We start from the raw sequence: 18,780 nt of genomic DNA on the forward strand, positions 1-18,780 counted from the left end.
CAGTACACCTCTCAAGCATACTTCAACCTGACTCAAGCATATGGCATTACGCCCTCTATGTCAAGAAAGGGAGATCCGTATGATAACGCCATGGGGGATAATTTCTTCTATATGCTCAAAACAGAGTGTATTTACAGGCACAAGCAGGAAACCTTCTCCGAAGCAAAAGAAAGGATTGACCGCTATATCTGTTTTTACAACCATGAGCGCATCAAGTTAAAAACCGGAGAGGCGCCGCTGGCGCGACGCCTCTGCACTTAAAACTCAATATTTCATAACAGGGGCAATTTTTTTTGCTGTGAGCAAAATCTGGGGCAGTTCAAAAACCATCCGGTGCTTTCTGTTTTGATAGAAGGGTGCTCAGCCCTCAGTCTGCCAGCCCTTGCACACGTCGATCCAGCCGGCGCTGCCGGAGCAAGCCTCCAGCTCAGGGAGGGAGAGACTCACGGCGGAGTTGGCGCTGCCGGCGGCGGGGTAGGCGATGTCGAAGCGCCGGAGCGAGACGTCCAGGTAGGTGGTGACGCCGGGGTGCTCAATGGCGAAGGGACACACGCCGCCGATGACGTCTCCGGTGAAGGCCAGTACCTGTTCGGGGGTAAGCATGGTGGCCTTGTGGTGAAACTGGGCCTTGAATTTGCTGTTGTCGATCTTGGCGTCACCGGCGCAGACGATGAGCAGAGCGCCGTCCCCGTGAACAAAGGAGAGGGTCTTGCCGATGCGTGCCCCCTCGCAGCCCACGGCCTGGGCGGCCAGCTCCACGGTGGCGCTGGACACGTCGAATTCCCGGATGCGGTCCTCCATGCCCCGGGCACGGAAGAAGGCCCGGACCTTCTCGATGGCCATTTTAACAGCCTTCCTTCTTCTTTTCGGCCTTGGCCAGGAAGCGGTCCACGGTGATGATAAAGCGGTTATGGGTGCCCTTGCCGATGACGCCGGTCTCATCGTAGGCGGTGACGGCGAAGGTGAGGGCCTTGCCATCCACAGCAGTGACCTCGGCCTCAGCCCAGACCTTCATGCCGATGGGGGTGGCGGCGTCGTGAGAGACGTCCAAATGGGTGCCTACGGAGCCCTGACCCTCTTCGATAAAGGGAGAGAGGGCGTTGACAGCGGCGTTCTCCATGAGGGCGATCATATAGGGCGTGGCGAAGACGGGGACCAGGCCGGAGCCCACGGCGGCGGCGGTATTCTGCTCGGTGACGACGGTCTCGGCGCGACCTTTGGCGCCAACTTCAATAGACATGGGAGATTCCTCCTTTGTATCGGAAAGATAAAAACAGTGTACCGCATTGTATGGAATTTGGCAAGTAAAAAAGGAGACATCCTGGGGGATGTCTCCTTCGTGTGCAAGAGGTCGGCTCAAAGTCCCAGCTCGATCCAGAGATCGTTGTAGAGTGCGCGGGTGGCCTCGGGGAGGACCAGATAGGACTCACAGCGGTCCAGCACCTCCTGGGGCGCGGCCATGATCTCGTAGAGCTCCAGGTCCAGGGGCTCGCCATAGGTCTCCTCATAGTAGGCGGGATACTGCTCCAGAGCCTCGGTATTGGGGGAGGCGTACCAGATATAATCCATATTGGCCAGGTTGGCCTCGGTGGAGGCCATGAAGTTGATCCACTCCTCGGCCTCGTCCTTGTTCTGGGCGTCCTTGAGCACGCACATGGCGTCCACAAACCAGTTGGAGCCCTCCTCGGGGACCACATAGGCCAGATCGGGGTTGTTCTCCAGCATGGTGAGGTAGTCGCCGGCGTAATAGGTGGAGATGGCGGCATTGCCCTGCTCCATCTTCTGGAAGACCTCGTCCATGACCTTGCCCTGGTAGACGCCGGCAGAGACGGCGTCGGAGATAAGCTGGAAGGCTTCCCGGATCTGGGCCTCGTCTGTGGTGTTCACGGAGTAACCGAGGTAGTAGAGGGCGATGCCCAGGGCATCCCGGGAGTTGTTGATGAGGAGGACGTCGCCGGCATACTGCTCGTCAAACATGGCGCTCCAGCTGGTGATGGGCTCTTCCACCATAGCGGTGTTGTAGATGATGCCCAGGGTGCCCCAGGTGTAGGGGACGGTGTATTTGTTCTCAGGATCGTAGGACAGGTTTTTGAACCGGTCGTCGATCTTGGAAAAGTTGGGAATGTTGTCGTAGTTGAGCTCGGCGAGCATGTTTTCCTCAATGAGCTGGGAGATCATATAGTCAGAGGGGACGATGACGTCAAAGGTGGCGCCGCCGCTTTTGAGCAGGGAATAGAGGGCCTCGTTGCTCTCGGCGGTCTGGTAGTTGACCTTGATGCCCGTCTTTTCCTCAAACTGATCGATCAGGTCTGTGTCGATGTACTCACCCCAGCTGCACACATTGACCACACGGCCACTGCCGGGCTCTGTGCCGCTGCCGCTGCTGACCGGCGCGCCGGTCTCACTGCTCACATGTTCCACGGAGCAACCGGTCAGGAGCAGACCCGTCGCCAGGGAGCTGGCAAGGGCCAAGGCTGCGATTCTCTTCAATTTATCATTCCTCCAGTTAGATGAATTATCTTCAGGCCCTCCGGGCCAAAAGACCTCAGCTGTGCTGCCGCCTGGCAGCGGCTTCCGCCCGGGACTCCCGGATGTTGACGATGGCCAGCAGGGCCAGCACCGTGACGAAGAGCAGAGTGGACACGGCGTTGATCTCCGGGCTCACCCGCTTTTTGGTCATGCCATAGATGGCCATGGCCAGGGTGGAAGTGGCGGAGCCGGCGGTAAAGTAGGAGATGACGAAGTCATCCACGCTCATGGTGAAGGCGATGAGGGCGCCGGAGACGATACCGGGCATGATCTCGGGCAGAATAACCTTCCAGAAGGCCTGGAACCAGGTGCAGCCCAGGTCCTGGGCGGCATCCACCAGGTTTTTGTCCATCTGCCGCAGCTTTGGCCCCACCGACAGGATGATATAGGGGATATTGAAGGTGATGTGGGCGATGAGCAGGGTGCCGAAGCCCAAAGAGAGCTTGGGGAAGGTGATGCGGTAGACCTCACCGAAGAGGTTGATGACGAGCCGGTAGTGCTCGGCAAAATCGTTCCAGAAGCCGAAGATGGCCACAAAGAGGAGGCACAGGCTGACGCCGGTGACGATGTCGGCGTTCATCATGGGGATGGAGTTTACCGTCATCAGGGGGTCCCGCCACCGGCGGCGCATGGCGTAAAAGCCGACAGCGGCGAGGGTGCCGGCCACGGTGGCAATGGCGGTGGCCAGCAGAGAGACCAGCAGGGTGGTATAGACGCTCTGCATGATGATCCGGTTCTGGAAAAGCTCCGCGTACCAGCGGACGGAAAAGCCCTTCCACACCACGCTGCTGTTTCCGGCGTTGAAGGAGAAGATGATGAGCAGGAAGATCGGCGCATAGAGAAACAGAAAGACCAGCCCCATAAAGCAGCGGTTGAGCAGGCCGTTTTTCTTCCGGAGATTCATAGCATCACCGCCTGTTCCTCGCCCTCGCCGAAGTGGTTCATGATCCACATGCAGACGACAACAATAATCATCATCACCAGGGCAATGGCGCTGCCCAGGTGGGGATTGTAGGCTCCGCCCAGGAACTGCTGTTCGATCAGGTCGCCCAGCAGCATCTGGGTGCCGCCGCCCAACAGGCGGGAGATGGCAAAGGTGGACACCGAGGGGACGAAGACCATAGTCACGCCGGACAGGATGCCGGGCAGAGACAGGGGGAAGATGACCTTTCGGAAGACGGCGGTGGAGCTGGCGCCCAGGTCCCGGGCGGCCTCCAGCAGGGAATTGTCCAGCTTGACGATGACCGAGTAGATGGGCAGGATCATGAAGGGCAGGTAGTTGTAGACCATGCCCAGCACCACGGCGCCCTGGGTGCCGATCATGTGAAAATACTGGATATTGGTGCCGAAAACGGCATTGATGAGGTCAAAGAGGCCGATGGCGGAGAAAAACTGGTTGAGCAGGCCGTTCTTCTCCAGAATGGACATCCAGGAGTAGGTCCGCAGCAGGAAGTTGACCCACATGGGGAGCATGATGAGCATCATGCCCACCCGCTGGAACCGGGGGCCCTCCTTGGCCATCATGTAGGAGAGGGGGTAGCCGATGAGCAGACAGACCACCGTGGCGATGAGGGCCAGCCGGAATGACCGGGTAAAAATGACGGTATAGGTGCCCATACGGGTAAAATTCTCCAGGGTAAAGCCGCCGCCGGCGGTGCTGAAGGCGTAGATCACCACCATGATGATGGGGGCCACCACAAAAATGGCCATCCACACCACATAGGGAATGGCCAGGAGAGGCCGCTTACTCTTCTTCATGGCCGTCCTCCCGGAAGCTCTCCTCCTGTTCGGGGTCGTAATCCACGTCGCCGATCTCATCGTATTCCTCAGAATAGGAGGAGTAGTCGCCGAACATGCCGGAATAGGCGCTCTTCTTCATGACGTGGATGCCGTCGGGATCGATCTTGATACCGATGTGGCTGCCCGCGGGGCAGAAGTCAGTGGTCTGGATGAGCCACTTGAAGCCGTAGAAGTCCACGATGGTATCATAGTGGACCCCCTTGAAGGTGACGGAGGTGACGGTGCCCTTGAGCTGACCGCTGGCCTCGTCCACGATGTCCACATCCTCGGGCCGGATGACCACGTCCACCGGCTCGTCCTTGTCAAAGCCCTTGTCCAGACATTGGAATTTCCGGTTGAAGATCTCCACCACGCCGTCGGCGCGCATAATGCCGTCGATGATGTTGGATTCGCCGATGAAATCGGCCACAAAGGCGTTTTTGGGCTCGTTGTAAATGTCCTCGGGGGTGCCGATCTGCTGGATGCGGCCTCCGTCCATGACCACCACGGTGTCGCTCATGGCCAAGGCCTCTTCCTGGTCGTGGGTGACGTAGATGAAGGTGATGCCCATCTCCTGCTGGATGCGTTTGAGTTCGTTCTGCATGTCCTTGCGCAGGCGCATGTCCAAAGCGCCCAGGGGCTCGTCCAGAAGGAGCACCTTGGGCTGGTTGACCAGGGCCCGGGCAATGGCGACCCGCTGCTGCTGTCCGCCGGACAGGGCAGAGATGGAACGCTTTTCAAAGCCCTTGAGGTTGACCACCTCCAGCATCTCCATGACCCGGCGGCGGATCTCCGATTCGGGGATCTTCACCTTGCGGGTGATGGGCTTGCCGTTGACCTGGCTGGTCTCGGTGCTGCCCAGGCGCAGGCCGAAGGCCACGTTCTCGAACACGTTCAGATGGGGGAACAGCGCGTACTTTTGGAATACGGTGTTCACGGTCCGCTTATGCGGGGGAACATCATTAATCCTCACGCCGTCAAAAAAAACGTCTCCAGAGGTGGGGGTCAGAAAACCACCGATGATGCGCAGGGTGGTCGTCTTGCCGCATCCACTGGGACCGAGCAGCGTGAGGAATTCCTTGTCATTGATATAGAGGTTCAAATGATCCAGTATGATGTCATCGTCGTAAGACATGACGCAGTCCGTCAAACGGATGAGCTCCTTGGACATTTATCACCCTCCTCTCCCAAAGATAGCCGGATCTCGACAGGAAATCACAAGATAAAATATATAATGTATCCCCTGAAATGTCAATGGATTTGCCGTAATTTCAGAGGGGTTTTTTCCGGGGCTGAGCAGGGAAGTATTCCTCCACAAAATCCACCTGCTCCACCTGCCAGCTTTTCCCGTTGAGGGGCTCCAGAACACCGGCGTCGGTGGTGAAGGAAAAGACCAGCTTATAGGACCAGAGGGCCTGGAATTTCCGGTCGTAACGCCTGTTGTCCCGGTTGCGGCCATACTTGCCGTCGCCCAGGAGGGGGTGACCGGCGGCGGCAAACTGGGCGCGGATCTGATGGGTGCGGCCAGTGATGAGCTCGCACTCCACCAGGGAGAGACCGTTGCGCACCGCCAGGGTCTTGTAAAGGGTGACGGCGGTCCGCCCGCCGGGGACCGGCGTTTTGTGGACGGTGACCTGGTTTTTGGACTCATCCTTGGAGAGAAAGCCCTCCAGCCTGCCCTCGGGCGGGTCCATGCGGCCGTGAATGGCGCAGAGATAGTACTTTTCGATCTCCCGGTCCTTGATCTTCTGATTCATGATGCGCAGGGCCTCAGCCGTCTTGGCGGCGATGACGATGCCGCCGGTGTTTCGGTCAATGCGGTTGCACAGGGCGGGGGTGAAGGCGTGCTCCTGACGGGGGTCCCACTCTTTTTTCTGGTAGAGATAGGCTTGGATGTGGGTGATGAGGGTGTTGACGTATTCCCCCTGGTCGGGGTGGACCAGCAGGCCGGGCCGCTTGTTCACAAGGAGGATGTGGTCATCCTCATAGACGATATCCAGCTGGGGCTTGAAGACGGAGAGGAAGGCGTTTTCCGGGGCGGGGGCGTCGAAAAACTCGTCGTTGATGTAGAGCTGAAGCAGGTCCCCCTCCACCAGACGGACGTCCCGCTTGGCGCCCTTGCCGTTGAGCTTCACCCGTTTGAGACGGATGTATTTCTGGGCCAGCGGGGCGGGGAGGAGGGGCAGGGTCTTGCCCAGCCAGCGGTCCAGACGCTGCCCGGCGTCGTTTTTTGTCACGGTAAACTCTCTCATTGGGACCTCCCGGTTGTGGTAGTTGCATACACTGTATCATATTTTAGAAAAAAAGTGAAGAAAGTATTTGACATTGACAAAACTCTTGACTATAATATTTGTCGTACCATTATGCGAGGTGTGCCATGCGACTTGACCTGAAAAACATCATCCATGTGCCCGGAGGCGTCTGCCCCTTTTCCTATGTGTTGGATCTTTCCGACCTGGAATTCGGCGGAGCCCATCCCATCGATCAGCCGGTCCAGGTGACCGGTACGGTCCGTAATATGGCGGGCGCGCTGGTGCTGGAGGGGACGGCCGCCACCACGCTCCATCTGGTCTGCGACCGGTGCGCAAAACCCTACGCCCGGGAGAAGACGGTCCGTCTGGACACGCTGTTGGCCCAGGAACTGGCCGACGAGCGCAGCGAAGACGAGATCGTGTTGCTGGATGGGGACGAGGTGGACCTGGACGACGTGGCGACCACGGCGTTCGTCCTCGCGATGGAGAGCAAGAACCTCTGCTCAGAGGACTGCAAGGGCATCTGTCCCGGCTGCGGTGTTGATCTCAACACGGAAGCCTGCCGGTGCAGACCCGAGGTAGACCCCCGGCTGGCAGTACTTGCCAAGCTTTTGGAGGACAAAGAGAGCGAGTAAACTAGCAGTACCCATGCAGGGTATTAAGGAGGTGTCACAATTGGCAGTCCCTAAGTCTAAAGTATCCAAGCAGCGCCGGAACAAGCGCCGCAGTTCCGTGTGGAAGCTGGAGACCCCCGGCCTCAACAAGTGCCCCAAGTGCGGCGCTTACCGTCTGCCCCACCGGCTGTGCAAGTCCTGCATGACTTACAATGGCCGCGAGTTCGGCAAGGTGGAGACCACCGAGACCAAGGCCAACTGAACAGGCAAAAAGAAATGAGGGGGCAACCCCTCTTTCTTTTTGCCTTGAGAGGCATGGAAGAAAAAAGCTCCCGTCCCCTCGGAGAGCGGAGGGGGGGCCTCCGGGGGGAACTGGTTCCCCCCGGAAGAGCCGGGCGCGCAGCGCGATACATTTCCCGCAGGAAATGTCCGGCTCGTGCCCCCTCTTTCTTTTTGCCTGTATGTTCCCGTCATCCTGAGCGCAGCGAAGGATCTGTCCTTCCGGGCGCGATAGGGAAATCGGGGAAATGGGCGCTTTCCCTTCCATTTTGCCCGCAATTCGGGTACAATAGGACAAGAAGCAGATACAGATGAGGATGTGAGCCTGTGAGTACAAAGATACGCTCGGTGGACGCCGGCAGCCCGGCGGAGCGGGCAGGGGTCCGCACCGGCGATACCCTGCTGGAGATCAGCGGCCACCGGGTGGTGGATGTGCTGGATTACAAATTTTACGGTTACGACGCCCGGCTCACCCTGACCCTCCTGGGGGAGGACGGGAAGCAGCGGACGGTGAAGCTGCGGAAGGCGGAAGGGGAGGACCTGGGCCTTAATTTTGAGACCTATCTCATGGACCGGGCCCGTTCCTGCGCCAACCGATGCATCTTCTGCTTTGTGGACCAGATGCCGCCCGGGATGCGCAAGACCCTTTACTTCAAGGATGACGACGCCCGGCTCTCCTTTCTGCTGGGCAACTATATCACCCTCACCAACCTCTCGGAGCGGGAGATCCAGCGGATCTGCGACCTGCGGGTGAGCCCGGTGAACATCTCCGTCCACGCCACCGACCCGGCGCTGCGGGAGTCCATGCTGAAAAATCCCCGGGCGGGGGAGTGCCTGGCCGTGATGGAGCGGCTGGCGGCGGCGGGCATCACCATGAACTGCCAGATCGTCTCCTGCCCCGGCATCAACGACGGCCCTGCCCTGGACCGCACCCTCCGGGATCTGAGCGCCCTCTATCCCCAGGTGAGCAGCGTGGCGGTGGTGCCGGTGGGGGTGACGAAGTTCCGGGAGGGCCTGTGCCATATCGAACCCTACACCCCGGACCAGGCCGCCGCCCTCATCGATCAGGTGGAGGACTTTGCCGCCGGCTCTCTGGCGGAGCGGGGCACCGCCCTGGCCTGGTGCTCCGACGAGTTCTACCTCATCGCCGGCCGGGAGCTGCCCGAAAAGTCCTATTATGAGGATATGACCCAGCTGGAGAACGGCGTGGGCATGCTGCGGCTCCTCCAGAGCCAGGCGGCCATGGCCCTGGAGGACCAGGACCCCCAGGCAGCGCCGCCCCCCTTCGCGGTGGCCACCGGTGTGTCAGCGGCACCGTTTGTCCGGGAAATCGTTGACAGATGCCGGGAAAAGTGTGATAAAATAAAGGGAAAGGTCTATCCCATCCGCAACCGCTTCTTTGGCGAGACCATTACGGTGTCCGGCCTCATCACCGGCGCCGACCTGGTGGCGCAGCTCAAAGGGGCGGAGCTGGGGGAGAGGCTCTATATCCCCGCCAATATGCTCCGCTCCGGGGAGCAGGTCTTCCTGGACGACATGACGGTGGAGGAGGCCCAGACGGCCCTGGGGGTCCCCATCATCCCCCTGGATGAGGAGAGCGGCTTCGACCTGGTGGACGCCATCTTCGGCCTGCCGGTTGAGCACGTTGGCCACGCCCTCCCGCCGGAGGAAGAGTACTATCATTATAACCCGTAAGGAGTATCATAGAAAGGATGTGCTGCCAATGAAACCTTTGGTCGCCATCGTTGGACGCCCGAACGTGGGAAAGTCCATGCTGTTCAACAAGCTGGTGGGCAAGCGTCTGTCCATCGTGGAGGACACCCCCGGCGTCACCCGTGACCGGCTCTACGCCGAGGCGGAGTGGTGCGGACGGACCTTCGACATCGTGGACACCGGCGGCATTGAGCCGGGCACCGACAGCGAGATCCTGACCTTTATGCGCAAGCAGGCGGAGATCGCCATTCAGAACGCCACGGTCATCGTGTTCCTCTGCGACATCAAGACCGGCCTCACCGCCTCCGACCAGGAGGTGGCCAACATGCTCCTGCGGTCCCGGAAGCCGGTGGTGCTGGCGGTGAACAAGATGGACCAGGTGGGACATACCAATCCGGATATCTACGAGTTCTACAACCTGGGCCTGGGGGACCCCATCGCCGTCTCCGCCGTCCACGGTCACGGTACCGGCGACCTGCTGGACGCCTGTCTCCAGTACTTCCCCGAGGAGGAGGAAGACGACACCCCTGACGACGTGGTGAAGGTGGCCGTCATCGGCAAGCCCAACGTGGGCAAGTCCTCCCTCATCAACCGCATCCTGGGGGAGGAGCGGGTCATTGTCTCCAACGTAGCGGGCACCACCCGGGACGCCGTGGACAGCTACTTTGAAAATGAGCAGGGCAAGTTCCTCTTTATTGATACCGCCGGTATGCGGAAGAAGTCCAAGGTGGACGACCGCATCGAGAAGTTCTCTGTCCTCCGGGCCACCATGGCCATCGAGCGCAGCGACGTTTGTCTCATCCTCATCGACGCCAACGAGGGGGTCACCGAGCAGGACACCAAGGTGGCCGGTCTCGCCCATGAGGCGGGCAAGGCATGCATTATCGTGGTCAACAAGTGGGACGCCATCGAGAAGGACGACAAGACCATGGACCGTATGCGGGAGGACGTCCGCCGGGACCTCTCCTACATGACCTACGCCCCCGTCGTCTTCATCTCCGCCCTTACCGGCCAGCGGGTGAACCGCATCTTCGAGCTCATCAACTATGTCAACGACCAGGCGGCCATGCGCATCACCACCGGTATGCTCAACACCCTCCTGGCCGACGCCACCGCCCGTGTCCAGCCCCCCACGGACAAGGGCCGCCGGCTGAAGATCTTCTATATGACCCAGGTGGGCGTGAAGCCCCCCCACTTCGTCTGCTTCTGCAACGATGCCCAGCTCTTCCACTTCTCCTATCAGCGGTATATCGAAAACCAGATCAGAGCTACCTTCGGCCTGGAGGGGACGCCGGTGCGCCTGACCATCCGGCAGAAGGGCGATAAGGAGGGGTAAGGGATGTATTTACCGCAAGCGGAAAATGACCTGATTTTTACGGTGACCGGCGCATCTCAGCCGGGCTTTTTCGGCTTCTTATACTGGATAAACCATGAAGGCGCACTGGGCTTCGCCGTGCTCCTGATGCTGGCCGCGGCGGTCATCGCCTATTTTCTGGGCTGCTTCAACGGGGCGGTCATCGTCTCCAAGTATATCCTGCGCAACGACGTGCGCAAGCACGGCAGCGGCAACGCGGGTCTCACCAATTTCTACCGGGTTTTTGGCGGCGGCCTGACCTTCGTGGTCATCCTCTGTGATGTGCTCAAGGCGGTGCTGGCCATCCTGATTGGTACGGCCCTCTTCCACGTCCTGGGCGGGGAAGGCTTAGAGGTTACCGGAAAGTACTGGGCCGGCCTGTTCTGTCTGCTGGGCCACATGTTCCCCTGCATGTTCCACTTCAAGGGGGGCAAGGGCATCCTCTCCGGCGGTACCATCGCCATTATGATGGACTGGCGCATCGCCCTGGTGGTGTGGGGCGGGTTTATTATCCTGGCCGCGCTCACCAAGTGGGTGTCCCTGGGCTCCATCTGGGCGGGGGCGTCCTTTCCCTTTGCCACCTGGTTCGTCTATCACGATCTCTTCCTGTTGATCCTTTCCATCATCATCGGCGGGCTCATCGTGTGGAAGCACCGGGGCAACCTGAAGCGCATCCTCAGCGGAACGGAATCCAAGTTCAGCCTGCATAAAAAGAAGGAGGGGACACAATGAAGACAGCGGTCCTGGGCAGCGGCGGCTGGGGCACGGCCCTGGCTCTGGTGCTGCTGGAAAACGGCAACGACGTGACCCTGTGGTCCTATACCGAGGAGGAGTCTGGGGTCCTCCGGGCGCAGCATGAGAACCCCATGCTCAAGGGGGTCCCCCTGCCGGAGGCGCTCCATCTCACCAGCGACCTCGCCTGCGTGAAGGGCTGCCCCATGGTGGTGCTGGCCACCCCCTCTTTCGCGGTGCGCACCACCGCCCGCAGTCTCAAGGGGCTGCTGGAGCCGGGTACGGTGGTGGTGTCGGTGTCCAAGGGCATCGAGAAGGACACCTCCATGACCCTCACCGACGTCATTGAGGCCGAGCTGGGGCCCGGTCATCCGGTGGTGGCCCTGTGCGGCCCCTCCCACGCCGAGGAGGTGGGCCGGAAGGTGCCCACGGCGGTGGTCTCCGCCTCCAAGGACCAGAAGGCCGCCGAGCTGGTCCAGGACTGCTTCATGAACAGCCGCTTCCGGGTCTATACCTCCCCCGACATCGTGGGGGTGGAGCTGGGAGCCGCCCTGAAGAACATCATCGCCCTGTGCGCCGGTTGTTGCGACGGCATGGGCTTCGGCGACAACACCAAGGCCGCCCTCATGACCCGGGGCCTCACTGAGATCGCCCGGCTGGGTATGGCCATGGGGGGCAAAAAAGAGACCTTTGCCGGCCTTGCCGGCGTGGGCGACCTCATCGTCACCTGTACCTCCATGCACTCCCGGAACCGGCGCTGCGGCATCCTCATCGGCCAGGGCGTGCCGGTGGAGGAGGCCCTGAAGCAGATCGGCGCCGTGGTGGAGGGCTATTACGCCACCGCTACCGGCAAGGAGCTGGCGGAGAAGCTGGGCGTGGAGATGCCCATCACGGAGGCGGCCTACTCCGTCCTCTACGAGGGGAAGGACCCCCGCAACGTGCTGGTGGAGCTCATGACCCGGGCCAAGAAGCACGAGATCGAGGACAGCTGGGTATGACCGCAGGGCAGTCGCAGAGCGGCACATAAAAGCAGCGGGAACCTGCGCAAAGCGGCGCTGTGCTTGACGCAAAACCGCCCGGACGAAAAATGTCCGGGCGGTTTTGATACTGTCACAAAGATATTCTGCATTCCTGTGGGGGTGAACTGGCTTGAACATTGAAAATAACATTCTGAAATACTATCTGCGGAACGTTTATTTTATTACAGGAACCGCTTATGCGGGAAAGTCCACGATGGTAAAAATGCTTGCAGAACGCTATGGTATGGTTTTCTGCGGAGAAAACTATCACATCGCGGTGTCGGACATGGTGGCGACGCCTGAGCTGCAGCCCGATCTCTGTTACAGAAGGGGCCTGACGGATTGGAAGGAATTTGTGACGCGCCCTCCCGAGGAGTACGAGCGGTGGATCTACCAGTCGGGAAGGGAGGGAGCCGGCTTTGAAGTGGCCGAGCTTATTTCGCTTGCAAAGGACAGGAAGGTGATCGCGGACACCAGCATCCCCATTGATCTGCTGAAAGAGATCTCCGACTATGACCACGTTGCGGTCATGCTCTCGCCCCAGTCCCTGAGCGTGGAGCGATTCTTTGACCGCAGCGACCCTGAAAAGCAGTTTCTGCTCCGCGTGATCGAAGGCTGCGAAAACAGTCAGGCCGTGATGGAGAATTACAGACGCGGCCTTGCGCGCATCAATAGCCAAAAGCATTATGACGAATATGCGGGAAGCGGCTTTTTCACCGTCGTCCGGGAGGAGGACGGAAGAGACACCAGGGAAGAGGTCTGCAATGTGCTCGCAAGACATTTCGGGCTGATGGAATAAAAAAATTCCGCGCGACTGATGTCGTGCGGAATTTTTTATCCAATAGTCACACAGCGCGGGTGACCTTACCCGAACGGAGGCAACGGGTGCAAACGTACACGTGCTTCGGGCTGCCGTTGACGATCGCCTTGACGCGCTTCACATTGGGCTTCCAAGGACGATTGGAACGGCGGTGAGAGTGGGACACCTGGATGCCGAACACAACGCCCTTATCGCAAAACTCGCATTTGGCCATGATTCCTTCAACCTCCTCGCTGGTCAAAGTTTCGCTCATAACAAAGCATCGAATGATATGATAGCAGATATTTCGGAAAAATGCAAGGGCTAATTTCGATTTTCTCCGCATTTTTTGCAGGGGGCGGAATAGCCGTTGCGAAACGGGGGGAAGTCGGTTATACTAAGAAAATGGAAAGAACGCCCGAAAGGGGCGCAAACGGCAGTGAATAGGAGTGGTGGCAGTGGAGAACCGTTATTCCGTCAAGCTGGGCAAGATCATTGAGGAATTTGATTTAGAGGTCCTCCGTGGGGTGGAAAACTACCAGGACGTGCTCATCCAGCGGGAGGACGTGAACCGTCCCGGCCTGCAGCTGGTGGGCTTTTTCGACTATTTTGACGCCAAGCGGATGCAGCTGCTGGGCCGGGTGGAGAGCACCTACCTGGAGCAGATCAGCCCCGAGGAGCGGCGCAAATGCTTTGACGCCTTCCTGGCCCATGACATCCCGGCCCTGGTGATTACCCGGGGCATGGAGCCCTTCCCGGAGCTCATGGAGATGGCGGAGAAGTATGACCGCACCATCCTGCGCACCCAGGAGACCACTACGGCCTTTATGGGCGCGCTCTTTGCGGCCCTGCGCAATTATCTGGCCCCCCGAATCACCCGGCACGGCGTGCTGGTGGAGGTCTACGGCGAGGGTGTGCTCCTGCTGGGCGAGTCCGGCGTGGGCAAGAGTGAGACGGCCATCGAACTGGTGAAGCGGGGCCACCGCCTCGTGGCCGACGATGCCGTGGAGATCAAGCGGATGGGCGTGAAGCGCCTGGTGGGCTCCGCCCCGGAGCTCATCCGCCATTATATCGAGCTGCGGGGCATCGGTGTGGTGGACGTGCAGCAGCTCTTCGGCATGTCGGCCGTCCGCGAGGACCAGGACATCGACCTGGTGGTCAACCTGGAGCAGTGGAACGACGGGACCATGTACGACCGCCTGGGTTTGGAGGAGCTCTATACCGTGATCCTGGACGTGAAGGTCCCGGCTCTGACCGTCCCGGTAAAGCCGGGGCGGAACCTGGCCATCATTGTGGAGGTGGCGGCCATGAACAACCGCCACAAGAAGATGGGGTATAATGCCGCCCAGGCGTTTACCCAGCAGATCAACGAGCATTTTGACCAGGCCCTGAGCGGCCAGCTGTGAGCCGAAAAGAGAAAAGGAGGTCCCACCGTGCCCAATCCGATTCCCATTTTGCTGGACGGCGATCCGGGTCATGACGACGCTATGGCCTGGATGCTGGCCCAGTCCTCGCCGCTGCTGGAGATCCGGGGCGTCACCTCGGTCTGCGGCAATCAGACCATTGAAAAGACCACTTACAACGCCCAGCGGGTCATGACCCTGCTGGGGATCGACGCGCCGCTGGCCAAGGGCCGCCCCGGCCCGCTGGCGGGGGCAGCCATGCCCGCCCCCAGCGTCCACGGCGAATCCGGCCTGGACGGGCCCATCCTGCCGGAGCCGGCGGTCTTTCCGGTGGAAGGGCCCGCCTGCGCCCTCATGGCGTGGGTGCTGGAGGAGAGCCCGGAGCCGGTGACCATCGTGCCCACCGGCCCCCTCACCAATGTGGCCAGTCTGCTCCTTACCCGGCCCGACCTGAAAGGGAAGATCGCCGGCATTTCTATGATGGGGGGCGGCGTCACCCACGGGAACTGGAGCCCGGCGGCGGAGTTCAACATTCTGGTGGACCCGGAGGCCGCCGACCTGGTCTTCCGCTCCGGCGTGCCCATCACCATGGCCGGCCTGGATGTGACCGAAAAGGCCCTGGTCTTCCCGGAGGACTTTGAGACCATCCGGGCCCTGGGCAACCCTGTGGCCCGGGTGGTGGCCGACTGGCTGGAGTTCTTTTACGGCTTCCATCAGAAGCTGGGCTATGCCGGGGCCCCTGTTCATGACGCGGTGGCGGTGGCCGCCCTCATCGCCCCGGAGCTCTTTCAGATGGAGGAGATGTATGTGGCGGTGGAGACGGAGGGCGTCTACTGCCGGGGAGCCACCATCGGAGACCGGTATCAGCTCTCGGGCCGTGCGCCCAACGCCCGGGTCATTCTGGACCTGGACCGGGCGGACTTTGTGGCGCTGCTGACCCGGGCCGCTGCCGCCTACGGAGGATGAGGACAATGAAGGAAAAAAGAAGACCGGTGATCGTGGACTGCGACCCCGGTATCGACGATGCTGTGGCCCTGCTGCTGGCCGCCGCCGCCCCGGAGCTGGAGCTGGTGGCGGTGACAGCGGTGGCCGGCAATGTGGGCCTGGACAAGACCAGCCGCAATGCGCGGCGGGTCCTCACCCTAGCCGGCGTGGAGGTCCCGGTCTACGCCGGCGCAGCCGGCCCCATGTTCGGGGAGCAGGTGACGGCAGACGAGGTCCACGGTGTGGACGGCCTGCTGGGGATCCCCACGCCGGAGCCCACCTTTCCTCTGTCGGAGGGGGCGGCCTGGGACGTGATCTGGGAAAAGGCCGCAGCCTATGGCGGCGCGCTGGAGATCGTGGCCACCGGCCCCCTCACCAACCTGGGCATCGCCCTGACCAAGTACCCGGCCCTGCCGGAGCACATCAAGAGGATCGTCCTCATGGGGGGCGCCACCGATTTCGGCAATACCACCCCGGCGGCGGAGTATAACATCTACGCCGACCCCGAGGCAGCCGAGCTGGTCTTCCGCTCCGGCATCCCCATCGCCATGTGCGGGCTGGATGTGACCCACAGGGCCTATTTTACCCAGGAGGAGATTGACCGCCTGGCGGCCATTGGGACGCCCCAGGCCGTCTTTGCGGCCCGGACCATGGGCTTTGGGGTGGAGTGGCACCAGAGGTTCCTGGTGCCCGGCGCGCCCATGCACGACCCCTGCGCCATGATGTATGCCCTGGAGCCGGAGCTCTTCACCGGCGTCCGCTGCTGGGTGGGGGTGGAGTGCCAGGGGAGGTACAGCCGTGGGAAGACCGTGACCGACGCTTACAGCGACGCGAAATTCCCGGGTGGCCCCAATGTGGAGCTGGTCACCGGGGTGGACCGGGCCCGGTTCGTGGAGCATCTGACGGCCCGTCTGGCGGCCCTCGGCGCGCCGTGAGGGCCGGAAAAAACAGGGAAGAGAGAAGGCCAGGCCCCGGGGCATTTGTCCGGCGCTCCGGGGTCTGGAAAAATTTTTTGAGAAATTTGAAAAAAAGGCTTGCAATTTCGGAGAAGCCATGCTAGTATATACAAGTCGCCTGGATACAGCGCCGACAACCGGGTGTGGCGAAGTTTGGTATCGCGCTTGAATGGGGTTCAAGAGGCCGCTGGTTCGAATCCAGTCACTCGGACCAATCAGATGGGGAACTACGTAAGGTATATTCTCCAGGAAAGTACCAGAAACCTTGTGTTTCTGGTACTTTTTTATTGTTTTAACATTTGACCTTCATTTTGTAACCTCCAAAAGTTCTAACGTGTTTTCTAACACTTTTCAAGCCAGCTTCGAGAGCGTTGTGGTGAGCTTTTCGGCCATTCCCATCTTCCTCCCCACGTCAAGATGCCCGTAAACATTTGCAGTCATCTTGATGTCGGAATGTCCCAGCCACTCCTGGACATCCTTTAAGGTAAAGCCTGCATTGAGCAGGAAGCTGGCGCACGAGTGGCGGAGTTCATGAAATCGAATGTGGGGCATTTTGTAAATCTCAAGCAGCCGACTAAAACGATGGCTCACATAGTCTGGAGTAAATGGCCGCCCGTCGTCCCATTTCAGGATATAGTCGTTTTCCGCATATTGGGAGCGGAATAGGCGACGGTTTGCATCTTCCTGACGCTTCAAATCCAAAAGCATCGCTTTTACATCCGGAGTAAGCGGAAACGTTCTGCGGCTGGTCTTGTTTTTCGTTTTGTCTTTTTCCACGATCTGTGTAACCTTGGCTACAGTGTGCTTTACTGTAATTGTGTCGGCATCGAAATCTACGCTGTCCCACTTCAAGCCCAGGACCTCACTGCGGCGTAAGCCATAGACTGCGGTGAGCTTGACGACAGGGAAAAGATTTTCACCCCTGATCGCGTCCAGAAGATTCGCCAACTGGGCCCCACTATAAAACTGGGCCTCATAGCGTTCCGTCTGCGGCAAAATGAGAAAGTCGCAGGGATTATTGGGGATCAGCCCATCCCTCACCGCCATGTTCAGCGTTTGGTACAGGATGTTCTTGTGGAGCCGCAGGGAGCGTGGAGAAAGCCCGCCTTTCCCATCTTTGCGGCCATTCTGGTGCTTTTGATCTATGTACGCTTGCAAAACGTTTCGATCGATCTCGGATAACTTCAGCCTAAGCTCCTCAAAGTATGGAAGGATATGTGCGTTGGATAAATTGTAATATCCCTGCAGGGTGATCTCATCCACCTTGCCTGCACACTCCTTCAGCCAGAGCTTTACAGCATCTGAAAAGAGCATATCGGAACATTTGAACTGTTCCTTGGCCTCATATTCTCGAAGCGTCTCGCGGAGCATCTGCTCCGCTTTTTTCTTATTGCCCTTGACGGTGTAGCCGGTGGAAATCCACTTTTGGCGACGCTTTCCGTTCTGGGTGAGATTCAGCACCATGTAAAATTTGTCTTTCTTGATTTGCAGGCTGCCTGTCATAATAGACTCCTTTCTTAGACAGTCAGAATTGCCTGCCATTACACACCCTTATTGTATCTTGTTTGCTGAATGTAGTCAACAAGATAGAGCTTTGGAATCAGAATCCTGCGACCGATCCTCTTGCTGTTGATCGTTCCGTCATTTACCAACTCATAGGCTTTGTTGATTCCGATGCCAAGGGCGGCGGCCATCTGCTTGACTGTCATCACATCAGGATAGGATCGGAACATCATCCCTTCTCCTCCTTTGATGGCGGAGCCATATAAAAAGTGCAGCGGCGTATTGCCCGGTATTGATAGCGCTGTGCGGGTGAGCCAAAGAATCCAGAGATACGGCGCCAATGGCCGCTATGATGCAAATGCCGCCTGCAGCAGCAAGCGGCGCCGATGTTGCTGCCCATTTATAGTTTGCACCTCTTTTTCTATCTCATGTGGTGTGTGGATCAGACTGAGCGTTTCAGACTATTCCGCGCTCATAGTTATAAAGCCGGGACAAGACCAGTTCAATTCCCTGGCGGGGCATGGGTTGTCCATCCGGATTTCGGAGTGTGTACCGCTCCTGCGGATGATATTGATCTTCCAGTTCGCAAAGAAGCGCAACGGCCGCAGAATAGCTAGTACGCGGCAGAACGTCCATACCGCACAAATAGGTGCAGGGCTCTTTCTGAGAAGAACGGCACGCTGGGGTACAATTTTCCATGCTGCCCAGTCCAGGCAGTACTCCCACGGTGTCCATGTCTTTCAAATCGGATACCTCCCATCTCTGAATATACCGGAAAAATAAAAGATATGGACAGGCCATATCTGCCTGTCCATATCTTTTCGATGGTACTATTGTAACAGAAAAAGTTTTTACTTGCAATCC

General features: G+C 59.3%; 22 protein-coding genes and 1 tRNA gene. 12 read left to right on the forward strand and 11 right to left on the reverse strand.

From position 1 onward, the window contains the following. Positions 1 to 261: IS3 family transposase (locus tag Q0Y09_RS12390; RefSeq protein ID WP_297722233.1), on the forward strand; the 261-nt coding region annotated here is incomplete at its 5' end. 99 nt (positions 262 to 360) lie between these two features. Here the strand turns inward: Q0Y09_RS12390 and Q0Y09_RS12395 are convergent. The 7 genes from Q0Y09_RS12395 to Q0Y09_RS12425 all read right to left on the reverse strand — a co-directional run bounded on the left by Q0Y09_RS12395 (position 361) and on the right by Q0Y09_RS12425 (position 6,560). Beyond that, positions 361 to 843 (reverse strand): YbaK/EbsC family protein, encoded by a 483-nt coding sequence (locus tag Q0Y09_RS12395; RefSeq protein WP_297722236.1) that lies wholly within the window; start codon positions 841 to 843, stop codon positions 361 to 363. Between the two features lies 1 nt (position 844). Further along, on the reverse strand, positions 845 to 1,240 hold the full coding sequence (locus Q0Y09_RS12400; RefSeq protein WP_297722239.1) for a thioesterase family protein: 396 nt from the start codon (positions 1,238 to 1,240) through the stop codon (positions 845 to 847). A 116-nt stretch (positions 1,241 to 1,356) separates the two neighbouring features. Further along, a complete protein-coding gene (locus tag Q0Y09_RS12405; RefSeq protein ID WP_297722242.1) occupies positions 1,357 to 2,490 on the reverse strand; it encodes an ABC transporter substrate-binding protein in 1,134 nt (377 codons plus the stop codon). A gap of 55 nt (positions 2,491 to 2,545) precedes the next feature. Beyond that, the gene (locus Q0Y09_RS12410) at positions 2,546 to 3,433 is read right to left on the reverse strand and encodes an ABC transporter permease (protein ID WP_297722245.1); all 888 of its coding nucleotides are present in this window, start codon (positions 3,431 to 3,433) and stop codon (positions 2,546 to 2,548) included. Beyond that, a complete protein-coding gene (locus tag Q0Y09_RS12415) occupies positions 3,430 to 4,287 on the reverse strand; it encodes an ABC transporter permease (protein ID WP_297722249.1) in 858 nt (285 codons plus the stop codon). The genes Q0Y09_RS12410 and Q0Y09_RS12415 overlap by 4 nt, the downstream gene beginning before the upstream one ends. Further along, the gene (locus Q0Y09_RS12420) at positions 4,274 to 5,479 is read right to left on the reverse strand and encodes an ABC transporter ATP-binding protein (RefSeq protein ID WP_297722251.1); all 1,206 of its coding nucleotides are present in this window, start codon (positions 5,477 to 5,479) and stop codon (positions 4,274 to 4,276) included. Before Q0Y09_RS12420 ends, Q0Y09_RS12415 begins: the two co-directional genes overlap by 14 nt. A gap of 100 nt (positions 5,480 to 5,579) precedes the next feature. Then, on the reverse strand, positions 5,580 to 6,560 hold the full coding sequence (locus Q0Y09_RS12425; protein WP_297722254.1) for an RluA family pseudouridine synthase: 981 nt from the start codon (positions 6,558 to 6,560) through the stop codon (positions 5,580 to 5,582). A 125-nt stretch (positions 6,561 to 6,685) separates the two neighbouring features. Here Q0Y09_RS12425 and Q0Y09_RS12430 point away from each other — a divergent pair, with 125 nt between their 5' ends. The 7 genes from Q0Y09_RS12430 (at position 6,686) to Q0Y09_RS12460 (ending at position 13,070) form a co-directional block, all read left to right on the forward strand. Continuing rightward, positions 6,686 to 7,195 carry a DUF177 domain-containing protein gene (locus Q0Y09_RS12430; protein ID WP_297722257.1) on the forward strand — a complete coding sequence of 170 codons (510 nt, stop codon included), beginning with the start codon at positions 6,686 to 6,688 and terminating at the stop codon, positions 7,193 to 7,195. Between the two features lie 40 nt (positions 7,196 to 7,235). Further along, entirely contained in the window at positions 7,236 to 7,436 is a 201-nt protein-coding gene (gene rpmF / locus Q0Y09_RS12435; RefSeq protein ID WP_297722260.1) for a 50S ribosomal protein L32, read from the forward strand. Between the two features lie 344 nt (positions 7,437 to 7,780). After that, entirely contained in the window at positions 7,781 to 9,148 is a 1,368-nt protein-coding gene (locus Q0Y09_RS12440) for a DUF512 domain-containing protein (RefSeq protein ID WP_297722263.1), read from the forward strand. A gap of 28 nt (positions 9,149 to 9,176) precedes the next feature. Continuing rightward, positions 9,177 to 10,502 carry a ribosome biogenesis GTPase Der gene (der, locus tag Q0Y09_RS12445; protein WP_297722266.1) on the forward strand — a complete coding sequence of 442 codons (1,326 nt, stop codon included), beginning with the start codon at positions 9,177 to 9,179 and terminating at the stop codon, positions 10,500 to 10,502. 3 nt (positions 10,503 to 10,505) lie between these two features. Further along, complete coding sequence (locus Q0Y09_RS12450; RefSeq protein WP_297722269.1) at positions 10,506 to 11,252, forward strand: glycerol-3-phosphate acyltransferase; 747 nt, start codon at positions 10,506 to 10,508, stop codon at positions 11,250 to 11,252. Then, entirely contained in the window at positions 11,249 to 12,250 is a 1,002-nt protein-coding gene (locus tag Q0Y09_RS12455; RefSeq protein WP_297722272.1) for an NAD(P)H-dependent glycerol-3-phosphate dehydrogenase, read from the forward strand. The genes Q0Y09_RS12450 and Q0Y09_RS12455 overlap by 4 nt, the downstream gene beginning before the upstream one ends. Before the next feature lie 151 nt (positions 12,251 to 12,401). Continuing rightward, positions 12,402 to 13,070: a hypothetical protein gene (locus tag Q0Y09_RS12460; RefSeq protein WP_297722275.1), complete on the forward strand. Its 669-nt coding sequence runs from the start codon at positions 12,402 to 12,404 to the stop codon at positions 13,068 to 13,070. Positions 13,071 to 13,116: 46 nt separating this feature from the next. On the opposite strand, the gene rpmB is transcribed toward Q0Y09_RS12460, so the two are convergent. Further along, complete coding sequence (rpmB, locus tag Q0Y09_RS12465; RefSeq protein WP_130849264.1) at positions 13,117 to 13,305, reverse strand: 50S ribosomal protein L28; 189 nt, start codon at positions 13,303 to 13,305, stop codon at positions 13,117 to 13,119. 223 nt (positions 13,306 to 13,528) lie between these two features. Between rpmB and hprK the strand changes: the two genes are divergently transcribed. The 4 genes from hprK to Q0Y09_RS12485 all read left to right on the forward strand — a co-directional run bounded on the left by hprK (position 13,529) and on the right by Q0Y09_RS12485 (position 16,627). Further along, entirely contained in the window at positions 13,529 to 14,476 is a 948-nt protein-coding gene (gene hprK, locus Q0Y09_RS12470; RefSeq protein ID WP_297722280.1) for an HPr(Ser) kinase/phosphatase, read from the forward strand. Positions 14,477 to 14,503: 27 nt separating this feature from the next. Continuing rightward, positions 14,504 to 15,439 (forward strand): nucleoside hydrolase, encoded by a 936-nt coding sequence (locus tag Q0Y09_RS12475; protein ID WP_297722283.1) that lies wholly within the window; start codon positions 14,504 to 14,506, stop codon positions 15,437 to 15,439. A gap of 5 nt (positions 15,440 to 15,444) precedes the next feature. Continuing rightward, positions 15,445 to 16,392 carry a nucleoside hydrolase gene (locus Q0Y09_RS12480; RefSeq protein ID WP_297722286.1) on the forward strand — a complete coding sequence of 316 codons (948 nt, stop codon included), beginning with the start codon at positions 15,445 to 15,447 and terminating at the stop codon, positions 16,390 to 16,392. A gap of 158 nt (positions 16,393 to 16,550) precedes the next feature. Beyond that, positions 16,551 to 16,627 (forward strand) — tRNA-Pro (locus Q0Y09_RS12485). Positions 16,628 to 16,764: 137 nt separating this feature from the next. Here Q0Y09_RS12485 and xerC read toward each other — a convergent pair. From xerC to Q0Y09_RS12500, 3 genes are all read right to left on the reverse strand, one after another. Further along, positions 16,765 to 17,916: a tyrosine-type recombinase/integrase gene (gene xerC, locus Q0Y09_RS12490; protein ID WP_297722289.1), complete on the reverse strand. Its 1,152-nt coding sequence runs from the start codon at positions 17,914 to 17,916 to the stop codon at positions 16,765 to 16,767. Positions 17,917 to 17,954: 38 nt separating this feature from the next. Beyond that, the gene (locus tag Q0Y09_RS12495) at positions 17,955 to 18,257 is read right to left on the reverse strand and encodes a helix-turn-helix domain-containing protein (protein WP_297722292.1); all 303 of its coding nucleotides are present in this window, start codon (positions 18,255 to 18,257) and stop codon (positions 17,955 to 17,957) included. Between the two features lie 115 nt (positions 18,258 to 18,372). Next, positions 18,373 to 18,660, reverse strand: a complete 288-nt coding sequence (locus tag Q0Y09_RS12500; protein ID WP_297722295.1) for a hypothetical protein — start codon at positions 18,658 to 18,660, stop codon at positions 18,373 to 18,375. Between the last annotated feature and the right edge of the window lie 120 nt (positions 18,661 to 18,780).

Source organism: Intestinimonas sp., assembly GCF_026169115.1.
GTDB lineage: Bacteria > Bacillota > Clostridia > Oscillospirales > Oscillospiraceae > Intestinimonas.